This is a genomic window from Rhodocaloribacter sp. (assembly GCF_056451265.1).
In genome coordinates this window covers 14,095-28,701 of record NZ_JBWOPL010000038.1, presented here as the reverse complement: position 1 = coordinate 28,701, position 14,607 = coordinate 14,095, and the positions used below count along the sequence as shown (strand labels likewise).

The 14,607-nt window shown below is 66.7% G+C and carries 8 protein-coding genes; 4 read left to right on the top strand and 4 right to left on the bottom strand.

Annotation, left to right across the window (positions count from 1 at the left end; translation table 11 throughout):
• The first annotated feature begins 29 nt into the window (after positions 1-29).
• Entirely contained in the window at positions 30-1,316 is a 1,287-nt protein-coding gene (locus AC1HIY_RS06610) for a sugar isomerase (RefSeq protein WP_479575929.1), read from the top strand.
• Positions 1,317-1,323: 7 nt separating this feature from the next.
• On the opposite strand, the gene AC1HIY_RS06605 is transcribed toward AC1HIY_RS06610, so the two are convergent.
• The 4 genes from AC1HIY_RS06605 to AC1HIY_RS06590 all read right to left on the bottom strand — a co-directional run bounded on the left by AC1HIY_RS06605 (position 1,324) and on the right by AC1HIY_RS06590 (position 9,797).
• Positions 1,324-3,711: a glucosidase family protein gene (locus AC1HIY_RS06605; protein ID WP_479575928.1), complete on the bottom strand. Its 2,388-nt coding sequence runs from the start codon at positions 3,709-3,711 to the stop codon at positions 1,324-1,326.
• An 82-nt stretch (positions 3,712-3,793) separates the two neighbouring features.
• Positions 3,794-6,112, bottom strand: coding sequence for a type 1 glutamine amidotransferase family protein (locus AC1HIY_RS06600; protein ID WP_479575927.1), 2,319 nt, complete (start codon positions 6,110-6,112; stop codon positions 3,794-3,796).
• A gap of 48 nt (positions 6,113-6,160) precedes the next feature.
• Complete coding sequence (locus AC1HIY_RS06595) at positions 6,161-8,341, bottom strand: bifunctional rhamnulose-1-phosphate aldolase/short-chain dehydrogenase (RefSeq protein WP_479575926.1); 2,181 nt, start codon at positions 8,339-8,341, stop codon at positions 6,161-6,163.
• A 37-nt stretch (positions 8,342-8,378) separates the two neighbouring features.
• Positions 8,379-9,797 (bottom strand): rhamnulokinase, encoded by a 1,419-nt coding sequence (locus AC1HIY_RS06590; RefSeq protein ID WP_479575925.1) that lies wholly within the window; start codon positions 9,795-9,797, stop codon positions 8,379-8,381.
• 139 nt (positions 9,798-9,936) lie between these two features.
• Here AC1HIY_RS06590 and AC1HIY_RS06585 point away from each other — a divergent pair, with 139 nt between their 5' ends.
• From AC1HIY_RS06585 to AC1HIY_RS06575, 3 genes are all read left to right on the top strand, one after another.
• On the top strand, positions 9,937-10,548 hold the full coding sequence (locus AC1HIY_RS06585; RefSeq protein ID WP_479575924.1) for a bifunctional 4-hydroxy-2-oxoglutarate aldolase/2-dehydro-3-deoxy-phosphogluconate aldolase: 612 nt from the start codon (positions 9,937-9,939) through the stop codon (positions 10,546-10,548).
• 48 nt (positions 10,549-10,596) lie between these two features.
• The gene (locus AC1HIY_RS06580) at positions 10,597-11,715 is read left to right on the top strand and encodes an ABC transporter ATP-binding protein (RefSeq protein ID WP_479575923.1); all 1,119 of its coding nucleotides are present in this window, start codon (positions 10,597-10,599) and stop codon (positions 11,713-11,715) included.
• A 324-nt stretch (positions 11,716-12,039) separates the two neighbouring features.
• Entirely contained in the window at positions 12,040-14,589 is a 2,550-nt protein-coding gene (locus tag AC1HIY_RS06575; protein ID WP_479575922.1) for a zinc-dependent metalloprotease, read from the top strand.
• Positions 14,590-14,607 lie beyond the last annotated feature (18 nt).

Below are 14,607 nucleotides of genomic sequence, written 5' to 3'. Positions count from 1 at the left end.
CCTGCTGTTTCATTTCAGGCAATACGACCATGTCTGTTCAGGAGACCATTGAAAAGATGAACGCAACCCGGTCCGGCGATCATGAGCAGGATCTGGAGACCCTGGCCGGGCAGCTTCACCGCCGAGGGCTGGACGCCGAAGCGATCCTCACGCAGGTGGGAGCCTTCGAGGTGGCGGCGCCGTCTTGGGCGCTGGGGGCGGGCGGGACGCGCTTCGGCCGTTTTCCCGTATCCGGCGAGCCCCGGGACATCTATGAGAAGATGGAGGACATCGCCGTCATCCACCGGCTCACCGGGGCCACGCCCCGCGTTTCCCTGCACATCCCCTGGGATGAGCCTGAGGACCCCGCTGCCCTTCGCCGCCATGCCGACGCCCTTGGCCTGGGCTTCGACGCCGTCAACTCGAACACCTTCCAGGATCAGCCCGGCCAGCCGTTTTCCTACAAGTTCGGTTCTCTCGCGCATCCTGAGGCCGCCGTGCGGGAACAGGCGGTGGCGCACCACCTGCACGTCATCGAGGTGGGGCGGGCGCTCGGCTCGGAAGCGCTCACGATCTGGCTTGCCGACGGGAGCAATTATCCGGGGCAGATGCATTTGCGCCGAAGCTTCGAGCGGACCCTCGACGGTCTCCGGAAGATCTACGATCACTTGCCGTCGGGCTGGCGTCTCTTCACCGAGCACAAGCCCTACGAGCCGGCCTTCTACGCGACGGTCGTGCAGGACTGGGGCTCTTCGTTGATGCTGGCGCAGGCGCTCGGCGAACGGGCCTTCTGCCTGGTCGACCTGGGACATCATCTTCCGAACACCAACATCGAACTCGTCGTGGCCCGGCTCATCACGGCCGGCAAGCTCGGCGGCTTCCACTTCAACGACGCCAAATACGGCGACGACGATCTGACGGCCGGATCCATCAAACCGTACCAGCTTTTTCTCGTCTTTAACGAACTGGTAGATGCGGCGCGAGATGAGCGGATAGACGGGTTTGCGCCGGCCTACATGATCGACCAGAGCCACAACGTGAAGGATCCGATCGAGGCCCTGTTGCAGACCGTAGACAACCTCCAGCGGGCCTATGCGCAGGCCCTGCTGGTCGATCGGTCGGCACTGGAGGCAGCGCAGAACGGGTGTGATGTGCTGATGGCCGAGCAGGCGCTGATGTCGGCCTTCCGGACGGATGCGGGACCGCTGGTGGCCGAGGCGCGACGCCGCCGGGGGGCGGCGCTGGATCCGGTCGCCGCGTTCCGGGAGACGGGGTACCGCCGGGCGAAGGCCAGGGAACGGAGCGGCGGGGCCTATCAGCCGCCGCAGAGCCTGTGATCCCGTTTCAGACGGGAGCAAAAACCTCCATCGCCGTCGCCAGAATGCCGAACTGGTCGGTGAGCAAGCCTTCGTATCCGCAGGGCCGGTCGTCCCAGTATCGCCAGTCGACGCCGCTGCGACATCCCCCAAAGACGGCGCCATCGGCAAGGCCCGCACACAGGCGTCGGAGGAGGAGGTCGGCCTCCCGGTTCATTCCCACCCGGTAGAGTGCTCCGACGAAGTGACGGCTCTGGGCATGGGTGCGCCCGCCGTTCTGATAGAACCCGAACGGATAGCCCTGCATGATATCGGCCAGATCTTCGTCGGGGATGGGCCGGAGGTTTCCCGGCAGGCCGAGCGAGGCGTCGGGCAGGCCGATCCGTTGCGTCTCGGTCCAGAGGCGCGCGATCACGTCACGGGCCAGTTCGTTGTCGAGCAGGCCGCCACAGACGGCAGCGCCGTTGGGGGGGAGGAAGGCAAAATCGTGCAGCCGGTTCTCGGCGCATCGCCATCCGGCCAGCCAGCCTGTGGTTTCGTTGTAGAAGGTCGGGACATAGCTTGCCCGAAGGCGGGCGGCCCAGTCCTCGAGGCCTCGGGCCAGTTCGGGGGCCCCCAGTCGTGGGAAGAGGGCGGCAAGGCGCACGAGCGCCGGATAGAGAAGCGCATTGGTGAAGGCATCCTTCCACCCATAAGACACGACGTCGAACCAGCAGGTGCTCCACTGACCGGAGCCGCTCACTCCGGTGCGATAGGGGCTTTCGACGAGACCGTCGCCGTCGAGGTCGCGCGCGCGCATGGCCGCCAGTTGTTGCCGCAGGGACTCGTGGCGCCGGTTGACCCAGCCCGGCGTGCCGGCGTGTTCGAGCAGGTCGGCCAGGCCGAGCAGGCAGGCGGCGCCGGTCATCAGATACTCGTCTTCGGCCCTATGGTCCGCATAACCGAGATACCCGCTGGTATAGCCGGGGCCGCCGTCGAGCCAGCGTTCGAGGGAGTATCGAACGAGGTCCATTGCTTCGAGGTGGGGAAGGAGCCGGCCCGCGCTCCGTGCCACGGCGGACCAGCCGTCCATGCAGATGGGGCAATGGATGGAGGCGCCGTTGTTGCTGAGCGTGCCCGTATCGGCGCGAAACGTGAAGGCGGTGAGGGTGCATCGTTGCAAGGCACGGACGATCTCGGCGGGCGCGTCCTCGCGCAGCCGGGGAACGGGCGCATCGACCTGCCAGGTAAGGCGCGTCCGGAAGCGTCCCGGGCGCAGGAGATAGTCGCCCTCGGGTTGCGGCTCCTCACCCAGTTTCAGTTCCAGCGTGGTCAGGTCGAGCGGGCGAAAGGCGTCGCTCCGAAGCAGGACGTCGTCGCCGGTGCTTTCGAGGCGGAAGCTGCCGTGGCCGGGAAAGTGGAGCCAGGCGGGCAGGAGGAGCAGGCCCGTCTCTCCCGTTTGCCTGAGCGCGCTCAGGGCGTGAGCCGGGGTGACGGTGCAGTCGAGTCCCAGGGTCCAGGCACTCGACCGCCAGGCCCGCATGGGACGCGCTCCGTAGCGCTCGGCCTCGAGCACAAGCCGGTCCGGCCAGATCTCCCAGCTCAGGCGATACTGCTGTGCGTCGGCGCCAAGCGTCAGTTCGTAGACGACCCGGTTGCCCTCGACCCGGGTGACGCCCGTCACCTGATGGCGGAGCGCCGGCTGTACGACCGGGGGAGCGCCTACCGGGTGAAGTTGCGGGCCCTGGAAGAAGAGGCCGGGACGGCGCCGAAGCACGTCCGTCCTGCCGGCGCGCGGTCCGAGGGCCAGGTGGGAAAACCCGGCTCGGCTCAGGCAGAAACCCACGTCAAGGTATTCCGAACGGAAACGTACGGCTCCGTCCTCCAGGGACCTCCGCAACCCCACGGCGTCGGTCGCCGGCCGTATCGGCTCAACCGTGAGCAGCGTTTCGCGGCACGGAGCCAGGGGGTCGGACAATTCCCCTTCGAGCAAGAGGCCCCCCGAAGCCAGGTTCCACGACGGCCACCAGCCATCGACGGCGCACCGGCGGATCTCCACCAGGGCCGCCCGCGTCTCGATGTTTCCCAGCTCGAACCACACCACCCCTCCGTCCGGCGCGGGCGCTACGTCGCGGACGTGGCGGTGGAGGCGCCAGGCCCGGCCGTCCCACAGAAGCATCCGGAAGGCCGTCACGTGGTCGATGGCGGCATGGCTCCCGCACTTGTGATAACCCCGGGCCGGGCGGAGGCCGAGCCGGCGCAGGCGCGCGAGACCGTGAAACGGCAGGACGCGGGCATGGATGATGCGACGCTCCGGCGCGCCGTCCTCGCCGGGCAAAGGAGGGGTCCACAGGGCGCGGCAGAAGGCGAAGGGTTGATGCCCGGCGACATCCCCCATCGGAGGCTCACGGTCCTGGAGGCTCAGCAGATCAGTCATGGCGCGTTTCTGGCGGGAGAACTTCGGAGTGGAGAACGGCCGGACATTCGGCAAGGATACGGGCGGGTTCGGGAGTCGGGAATCAGGTCGCGGCAGAGAAGAGCCTCACCTCCCCGAAATTGAGGGGAAAGGTATGCACGGTTCGAAGGGGGCCGGCGCCTTCGGCACGCATGGGCACGGGGAGCGAGAGCGTGTGGAGGCCGGCCTCGGTGGCCACGAGCATGGCGGAGCCGCGTGTAGCCGCCACAATGGCCGGGCGATCCGTCCAGAGGCGGGCGCCGGCGTCGGATGCCAGCCGCCGCAGGAGCTCGGCAGGGAGCGGCGCGGCGCCGGCATAGACCGAGGTCCACCCGTCCATGGATTTGCGGGCGAGAGCGGGACGTCGAGGCGTGGTCCACCGCCCCAGGACTTCGATGTCCTCGTCGCATACGGCGAACCGGGGGTGGTAATAAGCCGGACTCATGACCCCGAAGCGGGAAGAGGCGCCGTCCGGTCGTTCGACGTCGATCAGCAGCGGGCCGGGATCGTCGAGCGGCTGGAAGGTGAAGCCCGTCAGCCGACTCATCCGGGTAGGGTCCGCTCCTTCCGGTCCGAGCAGTCCCGGAGCGTAATACCACACGACGGTAACCCCGCTGCCTGCAAGCATCGCACGGAGGTCGTCGATTTCCTTCGCGGAGAGCATAAAAGCATTGGGGACCAGGAGCAGTCGATAGCGAAGCAACGCTTCTTTCGTCAGGTCAAAGCGGAAGAGGAGGTCCAGCGGGCTGCCCACGCGGTTGGTCGTGCGCGCCTGCGCGTTGAGAAACCAGTGGTTGAAAAAATCGGAATATCGGATGCCCTGTCCCGGCCAGGGGCGGGCAGCCAGCCAGTGCTGCGTAGCAAAGAAGCTCTCGGGGTCGGCTATGAGGGCGATCTCGGCCGGCGAAGCCAGGTCGCATTGCCGCCGCGCTTCGAACAGGTCGACCATCTCCCGGACGGTCTTGATGATGGGGGGGGCGCCGTACCAGCCTTTTTTTACGGCGTAATGAGGGCCGAAGTCATAGAGCCATCCTCCGACGCCTTCGGCGAAGGCTCGTCCCAGGTCGCGCCGCAGGATGTGTCGGGTGCCTTCCTCTGTCTCGTGCCCGGACCCTCCGATGCCGGGCCAGCTCCGACCGGTGTCCAGGTAGGTGCTGGGGTCGATTTCGGAGACGAAGAGTTTGCCGTGCTTCCGGAGGGAGGCCGTCATCACCCGGAACGCGCCGTCGCCGCCTACCCCTCGGGCGCGCCCGAGCCGGTTGCCGGCTCCATCATAGAGGTCGCTCTCCCAGCGCTCGGCCTCCGGATCGTTCGTGGCCTGATAGGTGTACGGACAGGCAATGACGTCGATATGAGGGCTTTCGAGCACCGGCCGCGGGACCAGATGGCCGCTCTCCTGGATGCGGGGCACTTCCATCAGATAGGTGAAGAAGGTGCCGCAGAGCACACGCCCGTCCATGGCGTCCTTGATGGCCGCCGCCAGGTCGGCCACCAGACGGGCGCGGATCAGGTGAAACCTCCGGTAGAAGTCGATCACCCCGGCCTCCCGGGCGGGATCGCGGAGGAGCCCGTAGCAGGTGTACAGGCGTTCCCGGGGAGAAGGGATGGGACCGGCTTCCCGGACCATCGGAGCGCTGTAATCCGGCAGCCAGTCGGCTCCCGGCACGTTCCATTCCTCCGTTCTCCCGTGGACGAAAAAGTAGCCCATGACGCGGCTTACGAGCGGGCTTTCCTCGATGAAATGAACGAAGGCCCGGAGCATGTCCGACGTGTCCCGCTTCCAGACCTCCGAGGCGTAGGAGGCCTCCCATGCTTCCCCGTAGAAGTTGGTGAAATGATGGTCTCCTTCGGCCAGAGGCAGGTTTTTCTTTCGAATGACGTCGTATGAGCGTTCGTCGTAGTCGAGCCCATAGACGATGGTTTCTTCCGGGTGGGCCTCTTTCCACCAAATCGGGGTTTGAAGCTGGAGGCGCGGGAAAAAGTAGGCGTCGGGATGGCGGGAGAGGAGGCGTATCAGGTAGGCTTCGAGCCGGGTGAAGTCGTACCGGCCGGGGCCGGTCCAGGCGGAAGCGAGGCCGAGGTGCGGTTGCAGCAAGCGAATGCCCATCTGCCGAAAGTTGTCCACGGTGGCGAGTAGCGAGGTGCTCAGGCCGAAGAGCGGCGCCGTCTCCTCACCCTGGAGGAAGAGGCGCGGGGCGCCCCGTTCTACACGAACGTCGGCCCGGCAGGGAGGCTCTTTCCGGAGGGCATCGAGGAGAGGCCGGAAGGAGTTCTCGGGAACGTCGTTCAGGTAGTGGTTTTCGGGGAAGGAGAGGCTGCGCGGAGCCAGCGCCAGCGTGCCGGCCGTCCATCCCATCCGTCGGATAAAAGTGCGTCGTCGCATGAGTAGTGCGTTCAGGTTTGGAGCGACAAGCGTCGCCGTCGAGAGGTCTCAACGCTGAAACGCTTCGATGAGGCCGCCGTCGACGGTGAGGATCTGGCCGGTGGTCTTGCTCAGGCGGTTGCTGAGCAGGCAGAAGAAGGCTTCGGCCTGGTCGTCCGGGGTGATGGGTTCTTGGAGCAGGGTCCTCTCGGCATAGAAGGCGGACAGGCGGCCGCGCAGCGTGTCCGTGTCTTCGGCTTCGTCGAAGGGTAGTCCATATTTCAGCAGCGACGCCATGACGCGATCCCGGGGAAACATGCGGCTGCCCTCGACGACGGTGGCGGGAGCGACGCCGTTGACCCGCACCCGGGGCGCCAGGGCGATGGCCAACTCGCGCACCAGATGATTGGCGGCAGCTTTACTGGCATCGTAGGCCAGGCTGCCCCGCTTGGCCACGATACCGTTGACGCTCGTAGCAATGACGAGGGCGGCATCGAGCTGCTGCTCGCGCCATCTTCGGGAAGCCTCCTCCGCCACGAGATAGGGGCCGAGCGTGTTAACGGAGAAACTGCGCATCCAGCCGTCCACGTCGTTGCGACCTTCGGCGTCCGGCGTGGCATATAGGCCGGCGGTGACGGCCACGCCGTCGAGGCCTCCATAGGCCAGCATGACCTGGCGCAGGGCCCGGTCGATGGAGGCCCGATCGGTGACGTCGCACGGCAGGGCGATCAGGTCGCCGCAATTGCTGATGCCCGTGCCCGCCACGCCGATGCCTTTACCAAGGCGTTGCAACTGCTCTTCGGCCACGTCGCGGGCGGCGGCCTCGTCCCGGTCAAGGACGGCCACGACGCCGCCGTCTCTGACGAGCCGCCGCACGAGCGCCCGGCCGATGCCGCTCCCTCCGCCGACGACGGCGAAGATGCGGCGTGAGAGCTCCTTCTCGGGGGGCATCCTGCGCAGCTTGGCCTCCTCCAGTTGCCAGTACTCGATATCGAAGGCTTCTTGACGGGGCAACGCCGTGTATTCGGAGACCGCCTCGGCGCCGGCCATTACCCCGATGGCGGCCCGGAAAAACTCGGCGGTTACCCGGCTCTCGCTCTTGCTTTTGCCCCAGGCCACGATTCCGATCCCCGGGATGAGGAACACGGAGGGGTCGGCTCCGCGCATGGGCGGGGAGTCCGGACGGCGGCGCCGCTCGTAGTAGGCGCGGTAGTCTTCCCGATACGTTGCCAGGCCGTCCACGATCTTTTCGCGCAGGGCTGCTTCGTCCTCTTGCTCCGGGTTCCAGTCTACATAGAGGGGCTTGATGCGGGTGCGGAGGAAGTGGTCGGGGCAGGACGCGCCCATTTCTGCGAGGCGCGGCGCATCATGGGAACCCACGAAAGCCAGCGCATCGTCCCCGGCCTCGACGGTGGCGAGGACGCGCCGAGTTCGGCTAAGGCGGCCGCGCAACCAGGGCAGGAGCGAATCCGACAGGTGCTCTCGTGCCTGCTCCGGCAGCGCCGGATAACGAACATCGCCGAACAGGGGACGCTCCTTGAGATGGGGAGCCAGGTAGGCTACGGCACGGTTGATCAACTCGAGCGTCAGATGGTAGCACGCCCGGTCGTCATCGGCCCAGTTGATCAGGCCGTGCCCGCCCAGAAGCACGCCCCTGGCTCGCGGGTGCTCCCGGCAGATGCGTTGCAAGGTCAGCCCGAGTTCAAAGCCGGGCCGCTGCCAGTCGGTCCAGATCACCTCGTCGCCGTAGATTTCGCGCGTGAGGCGTTCCCCGTCGCGGGCCGTGGCCAGGGCAATGCACGCCACCGGGTGCGTATGGTCGACGTGCCGGTAGGGCACGAAGGCGTGCAGCGGGGTGTCGATGCTCGGCACACGCGGGTTCAGGTTGAACGTGGTGTGGGGGTACCTTTCCACCATGGCATCCTCGGCCGGCGTTTTGGGGCCGCGCTCCGGATATGCGGCATAGAGGTCCTGCAACGCTCGCAACCGGTCCATGTAAAGCGAGGCGAAGTGCTCGCGCCGGGCCGTTCGAAGGTCGCCGCCGGACCCTTTCACCCACAGCACCTCGACCGGCTCGCCCGTCAGCGGGTCCTTCTCGAGGAGCTTGGAAGAAGTATTGCCGCCTCCCGTATTGGTCACACGCCAGTCGGCGCCCAGGAGGTTGGATCGGTAGACGAGGCGATCCAGCGGATCGAGTCGGGCGGCGACGGTGTCGATCCACAGGTTTTCAACAGGTTCAAGGGCAAACATGGGTCGCTTGGGAATTCAGGTCAGACTTCGATGGAGGTCAGGAAGGCGGGGAATAGATCCTCATGTCGGAGGAGCCGCGCACCACGTCCCGGATAGAAAGTCCCTCGGGCAGGTCGTCCATGGTGCGAGCCTGTATCAACAGGTTGCCCGCGGCGGTGGCTTCGGCGGGACCGGCCACCACTTTCCGCCGGCACGCCGTGGCGGTGAGCCGGCAAAGCAGGGGATTGCGGGAGCCGCCGCCAACCAGGTGGATCGTGTCGATGCGCCGACCGAGCAGCCCTTCGAGCGTCGTCAGCGTACGCCGGTAACACTCGGCAAGGCTTTCGAGGATCATCCGGCACAGGGCGGGAGGCGTTTCGGGTACGGAACGGTCATGCTCCCCGAGCCAGTCGGCGATGCGTCCGGGCATGTCGCCACGTTCCAAGAAACGAGGATCCTCCAGGTCGATCAGCCCGTCGGAGGGCGGAACGCCGGCGGCTTCGCGAAGCAGCGCATCGTAGGAAATGGTCCGGCCGGCCTCTTTCCAGGCGCGCATGCATTCCTGGAGCACCCACAGCCCCGTAAGATTTTTGAGGAACCGGATGACGCCGTCCAGCCCAACCTCATTGGTGAAACCGGCCTCGCGGCTTTCTTCGGTAAGGAGGGGCTCTTTCCGTTCGACACCCATCAACGACCACGTTCCGCAACTGATGTAGGCCCAGGCGCCTGCTTCGTCGCGTGCCGGAGTTGCCGCGACGGCGCACGCCGTGTCGTGAGAACACCCCGTCACCACGGCCGTGCCGGGCATCCCGGTCACCTGACCCGTCCGTGTGCCGCAGGGGACGATCTCGGGCCATCCGCGGTGCGGCAGGTCGAAGGCGGCCAGCAACGCCCCGGACCAGACCCGCTTTCGCGCATCCATCAACTGGGTACAGCTTGCCATCGAGAAGTCCGTGACGGCGCGGCCCCCGAAACGGTGGTTGAAATAGTCGGCGATGGGGAGCCGGAGGGCGGTTCGCTCGAAGAGATCAGGCTCCTCCTCACGGTCTGCAAGGACCTGGTAGAGGGTGTTGAACGGGAGAAACTGTATCCCCGTGACGGCATAGATCTTCTCCGGAGCAACGTGTTCAAGGGCTCGCTTCATGGAGCGGGCACGGACGGGATCCCGGTAACTGTAAGGGCGCCGGAGCGGGCGAAGGTGAGCGTCCAGGGGCACGTAGTCGACGGACCACGAGTCGACCGATACGCTGCGCAGGGAGGGGGCGGCCTTCAGAGCCTGCCGAAGCCCTTCCTCGAGATGGCGTTGAAGCGCTTCAATGTCCCAGTAGAGCCGTTGCCCTTCCGCCACGAGCGGCGTCTCGAAGCGGTGCACCGCTTCCATCGACAGCTCCCCGTCGTGCAGACGTCCGAGGAGCGCCCGGCCGTTCGAAGCGCCCAGGTCGAAGGCGAGGTATGAGGTCCCCTCGGATGACGACATGGTTGTTTTATATTTGAAATAATATTTCAATTGTGAACCACCCGGGAATTTAATATTTTTGAGGACTAATGTCAGCCCCCGAGGGCAACCCGTGATTTTTTGATGGGGTTCTATGCGAGACGAGTTGTTGAGCAGGTTCATGCGGGCGGGAGCCGTGGCCGTGATCCGGCTGGACGACGGAGAGGTGCTTCGCCCGGTTGTGGCGGCTCTGCGTGACGGAGGCGTCAGGGCCGTCGAGATAACCATGACGGCGCCGGCGCCGCTCCGGCTGATTGGTGAGGCGGCCCGGGTCTTTGGCGACGAGATCCTGCTCGGGGTCGGCTCCGTGCTCACCCCTGAGGCCGCCGCCGAGGCGGTGGCGGCCGGCGCACGTTTCGTCGTTAGTCCCATCTTCAAGCCGGAGATCGTTGCGGCGGCGCATGCGGCGGGGGTTCCGGCGATGCCGGGGGCCTTCACCCCGACGGAGATCCAGACGGCTCACGAAGCCGGGGCCGACGTCGTCAAGGTCTTTCCCGCAGGTGTGGTGGGGAGGGAGTTCTTCCGGGCCGTGCGGGCGCCCATGCCCCATCTCCGCCTGATGCCGACCGGAGGGGTTACGCTCGACAATGCGGGGGAATGGCTCCGGGCCGGCGCCTGCGCCGTCGGTGTCGGGAGCGCTCTGCTCGACCGGCAGGCCATCGCCGAAGGACGCTTCGAGGTCCTCACCGAAAATGCCCGCCGCCTGATGACGAGCATCGACGCCGCGCGTTGACGCATCCTAACCCGAAGATTATTGCTCACAACCATATGCGGGGGGACGATGGCCCGGGTGAAGCTGGAACGGATTCGAAAGGTTTATGAGGACGGTTCCGTAGCCGTGCGCGACGTCAGCCTGGAAGTCGACCATGGAGAATTGCTCGTCCTCGTTGGTCCGTCGGGTTGCGGAAAAAGCTCCATTCTGCGCATGATCGCCGGTCTCGAAGGGATCTCGGGGGGGCTGGTCTCTATCGGCGGACGCGTCGTGAATGACCTGCAGCCCAAGGATCGCGATGTCGCCATGGTCTTTCAGAACTATGCGCTCTACCCACACATGACGGTTTTCGAAAACATGGCCTTCGGGCTCAGGTTGCGTAAATTTCCCCGGGAGGAAATCCGGGAACGGGTAGCGGAAGCCGCCGAGATTCTCTCCATCACCGAGATTCTGGATCGCAGGCCCGGACAGCTCTCCGGCGGTCAGCGTCAGCGCGTTGCCGTTGGCCGGGCGCTCGTGCGGCGTCCGAAGGTCTTTCTGTTCGACGAGCCGCTCTCGAACCTGGACGCCAAGTTGCGGCAACAGATGCGCACCGAAATCGCCCGATTACACCGGCAACTGGAGGCCACCATGATCTACGTGACCCACGATCAGGTGGAGGCCATGACCCTGGGAGACAGGATCGTGGTGCTCAAGGACGGGCAGGTGCAACAAATTGCCCCTCCCATGCATCTCTATGCACACCCGACCAACCGTTTCGTCGCCGGATTTATCGGAAGTCCGGGCATGAACTTTATCGAGGGACGGCTATCGCTTACGGCGGGAGATACGCTGTCCTTCCGGTCGGTAGACCACGGGATCGCGTTCCCTCTGGCGCAGGAGCATCGTGCATCGCTGTGCGCTTCCGTTGGCCGCCGCGTCGTTCTGGGAATTCGGCCGGAAGATATTTCAGTCGTCGTTGAAGAGCCTGCCCCGGGGCGGATTGCAGGGGAGCGCTTTTCCCTTGAGATGCTCGAGCCGATGGGCAACGAGATATTCGTCCATGCCCGGAAGGGAAACGTGCAGGTGATCGCGCGCGTGCCGCCGCAGTCGCTTCCTGCCCCGGGAACGGAAGTATATCTGGGCTTTTTCCTCGAAAGGATGCATTTCTTCGATGTCGAGACCGGTGAAGCTCTTGTCGCCGCATGAGGCCCCCCCGCCCCACCGATCCCGTTCCCGGTCACGGATCGGCGCCGGGCTCATCATCGGGGTAGGCCTTCCTGGACGCACCCGCCCCCGCCAGAAACGCTTCTCCGTGACCGGATCAACCGTCGCCGCTCGTATGTGTGCCGGAACGCTCGCGGGGGAAGAGACCCGCCGCTGAACCGCGCGCCGAAGAGGCCCGCCCGCCTGACGCTCGCGACGTCTTGCGCTTCCCGGCCGCATGCGCCGCCTCCGGTGCGGTGCTTGGCTCCCTCGCGCACGCGCCCTATCTTGGCGGCGTGCTTCGCTCACCCCAAACCCCACGGTGTCATGATGCGTTTTCGGCCGTTCCTTCTCTCGCTCCTTCTCAGCCTCCTCCTCCCGCTCTCCGTTGCGGCGCAAAAGCTGCCCTCGATTGCCGAGAAGACGGAGGGTCTCGAAAAAATGGACGGCTTTTTCCCGATCTACTGGGACGCGGCGGCAGGCACGGTCTGGCTCGAAATCCCGCGCTTCGGAGAAGAGTTCCTGTACGTCGTCTCGCTGCCCGGGGGGCTCGGATCGAACGACGTCGGGCTGGACCGCAACCAGCTCGGCGGCGAGCGTGTGGTGCGGTTCGAGCGCATGGGGCCGAAGGTGCTGCTCGTCGAGCCGAACCTGCGCTTTCGGGCGGACACGGACAATGCCGCCGAGCGTCGGTCCGTGGCGGACGCCTTCGCGCCGAGCGTGGTGTGGGGCTTCACCGCCGCCGCCGAGACGGATGGGCGCGTGCTCGTCGACGCCACGGCATTCGTCGTGCGGGACGCGCACGGGGCCGCGCGCAGGCTCAGGGGGACGGGGCAGGGCAGCTTCCGCCTCGATGCGGCCCGGAGCGCCCCGTACCCGCCGGTGCTCAAGGCTTTCCCCGAGAACACGGAGATGGAGGCCGTCCTCACGTTCACGACGGAGAACCCGGGCCGCTTCGTACGCGACGTGGCCGCCGACCCGTACGCGGTCACGCTTCGCGAGCGGCATTCGTTCGTGAAGCTGCCGCCGCCGGGGTATGAGCCGCGCGTCTTCGACCCGCGCTCGGGCTATTTCGGGATGTCGTACATGGACTACGCCACGCCCATCGGCGAGGATCGGGAGAAGCGTTTCATCAACCGGCACCGGCTGGCGTGCGCCGGCCCGCGCGACGCCGAGGGGTTGTGCGACCCCGTCGAACCCATCGTCTACTATCTCGATCCCGGCACGCCGGAGCCGGTGCGCTCGGCCCTCCTCGACGGCGCCCGTTGGTGGAACCAGGCGTTTACGGCGGCGGGCTTCCGTGAGGCCTTCCACGTCGAGGTCCTGCCCGACAGCGCCGACCCGATGGACGTCCGGTACAACGTCATCAACTGGGTGCACCGGGCCACGCGCGGATGGAGCTACGGCTCGTCGGTGACGGACCCGCGCACGGGCGAGATCATCAAGGGGCACGTGCTCCTCGGCTCGCTTCGCGTGCGGCAGGACTACCTCATCGCCCAGGGGCTGCTCTCGCCCTTCTCCGGCGACCACGCGGACGGCTTCTCCCCTGAGGATGACCCGATGCTCGCCGCCGCGCTCGCCCGCCTCCGCCAGCTCTCCGCGCACGAGGTCGGCCACACGCTCGGCCTGGCGCACAACTTCGCCGCCTCGGTCAACGACCGCGCCTCGGTGATGGACTATCCCGCCCCGCTCGTCACCCTCACGCCGGAGGGCGACCTCTCGCTCGACGACGCATACGCCGTCGGCATCGGCGCGTGGGATAAAATAACCATCCGGTACGGCTACACCGACTTCCCCGACACGACCGACGAGCGCGCCGCCCTCGCGGCTATCCTCGACGAGGCGCGCGCCGAGGGGCTGTACTACATCACCGACGCCGACGCGCGTCCGCCCGGCGGGGCGCATCCGCTGGCGCATCTGTGGGACAACGGCGACGACCCCGTGCGCATGCTCGATCACGAGATGGAGGTGCGGAAGGTCGCGCTCGACCGGTTCGGTCTCTCGACCATCCGCCAGGGACGGCCGCTTGCCACGCTTCAGGAAGCGCTCGTGCCGCTCTATCTCCACCACCGGTATCAGACGGAAGCCGTGGCGAAGATGGTCGGCGGCGTGCAGTACGGCTATGCGCTGCGCGGGGACACGCAGCCGTTGCCGGAGGTCGTGCCGGCCGCCGGGCAGATCGCCGCGCTCAACGCGATGCTCGCCACGCTCACGCCCGAGGCGCTCCGCCTGCCCGAACGCATCCGCCGGGCGATCCCGCCCCGCCCCCCGGGCTTCCCCGCACACCGCGAGCTTTTCGCGAGCCGCACGGCGCCCGTCTTCGACCCGTATGCCCCCGCAGAGGTGACCGCGACGATGACGCTCGGCCTCCTCCTCCAGCCCGAACGTCTGGCGCGCCTCGCCTATCAGGAGGACTTCGACGACGAACGGCCGGGATTGAGCGAGACCCTCACCCGGGTCTCGAAAGAGATCTGGGAAAAGAAGGTCCCGGAAGACCCGTATGACGCCGAACTTCAGCGCATCGTGCAGGGGGTGTGGACGGACGCCCTCCTCGAAACGGCGGAGCAGTCCCGCCTCGCCCCTGCCGTGCGCGCCCGGGTCACGCAACACCTCCGCGAGCTGCACGCGTGGCTCGAAGACAACCCCGGCACCCGCCGCGACCACGAGACCGTCTCCCACCGGAGCCTCCTCTACGACGAGATCGACCGGTATCTCTTCCGTCTCTATCGCACGGACGAACGGCCCGCCGCCGTCGCTGCGCCGCCCGGCTCGCCCATCGGGACGGATGCGCCGGGCTTCATGCGCCGTCAGCGGGAGCGCCGGAGCCTGCTCGAACGGTGGCGGGAGGCGGACCGGGTCTGCGCCTTCCCGTACTGACGGCGAGCGCAGAACGCC

Excerpts from the sequence above, each read along its gene's own strand:
- AC1HIY_RS06595 (WP_479575926.1), bottom strand. The coding sequence starts at position 8,341 with ATGTTTGCCCTTGAACCTGTTGAAAACCTGTGGATCGACACCGTCGCC.
- AC1HIY_RS06605 (WP_479575928.1), bottom strand. The coding sequence starts at position 3,711 with ATGACTGATCTGCTGAGCCTCCAGGACCGTGAGCCTCCGATGGGGGAT.
- AC1HIY_RS06590 (WP_479575925.1), bottom strand. The coding sequence starts at position 9,797 with ATGTCGTCATCCGAGGGGACCTCATACCTCGCCTTCGACCTGGGCGCT.
- AC1HIY_RS06600 (WP_479575927.1), bottom strand. The coding sequence starts at position 6,112 with ATGCGACGACGCACTTTTATCCGACGGATGGGATGGACGGCCGGCACG.
- AC1HIY_RS06580 (WP_479575923.1), top strand. The coding sequence starts at position 10,597 with ATGGCCCGGGTGAAGCTGGAACGGATTCGAAAGGTTTATGAGGACGGT.
- AC1HIY_RS06575 (WP_479575922.1), top strand. The coding sequence starts at position 12,040 with ATGATGCGTTTTCGGCCGTTCCTTCTCTCGCTCCTTCTCAGCCTCCTC.
- AC1HIY_RS06585 (WP_479575924.1), top strand. The coding sequence starts at position 9,937 with ATGCGGGCGGGAGCCGTGGCCGTGATCCGGCTGGACGACGGAGAGGTG.
- AC1HIY_RS06610 (WP_479575929.1), top strand. The coding sequence starts at position 30 with ATGTCTGTTCAGGAGACCATTGAAAAGATGAACGCAACCCGGTCCGGC.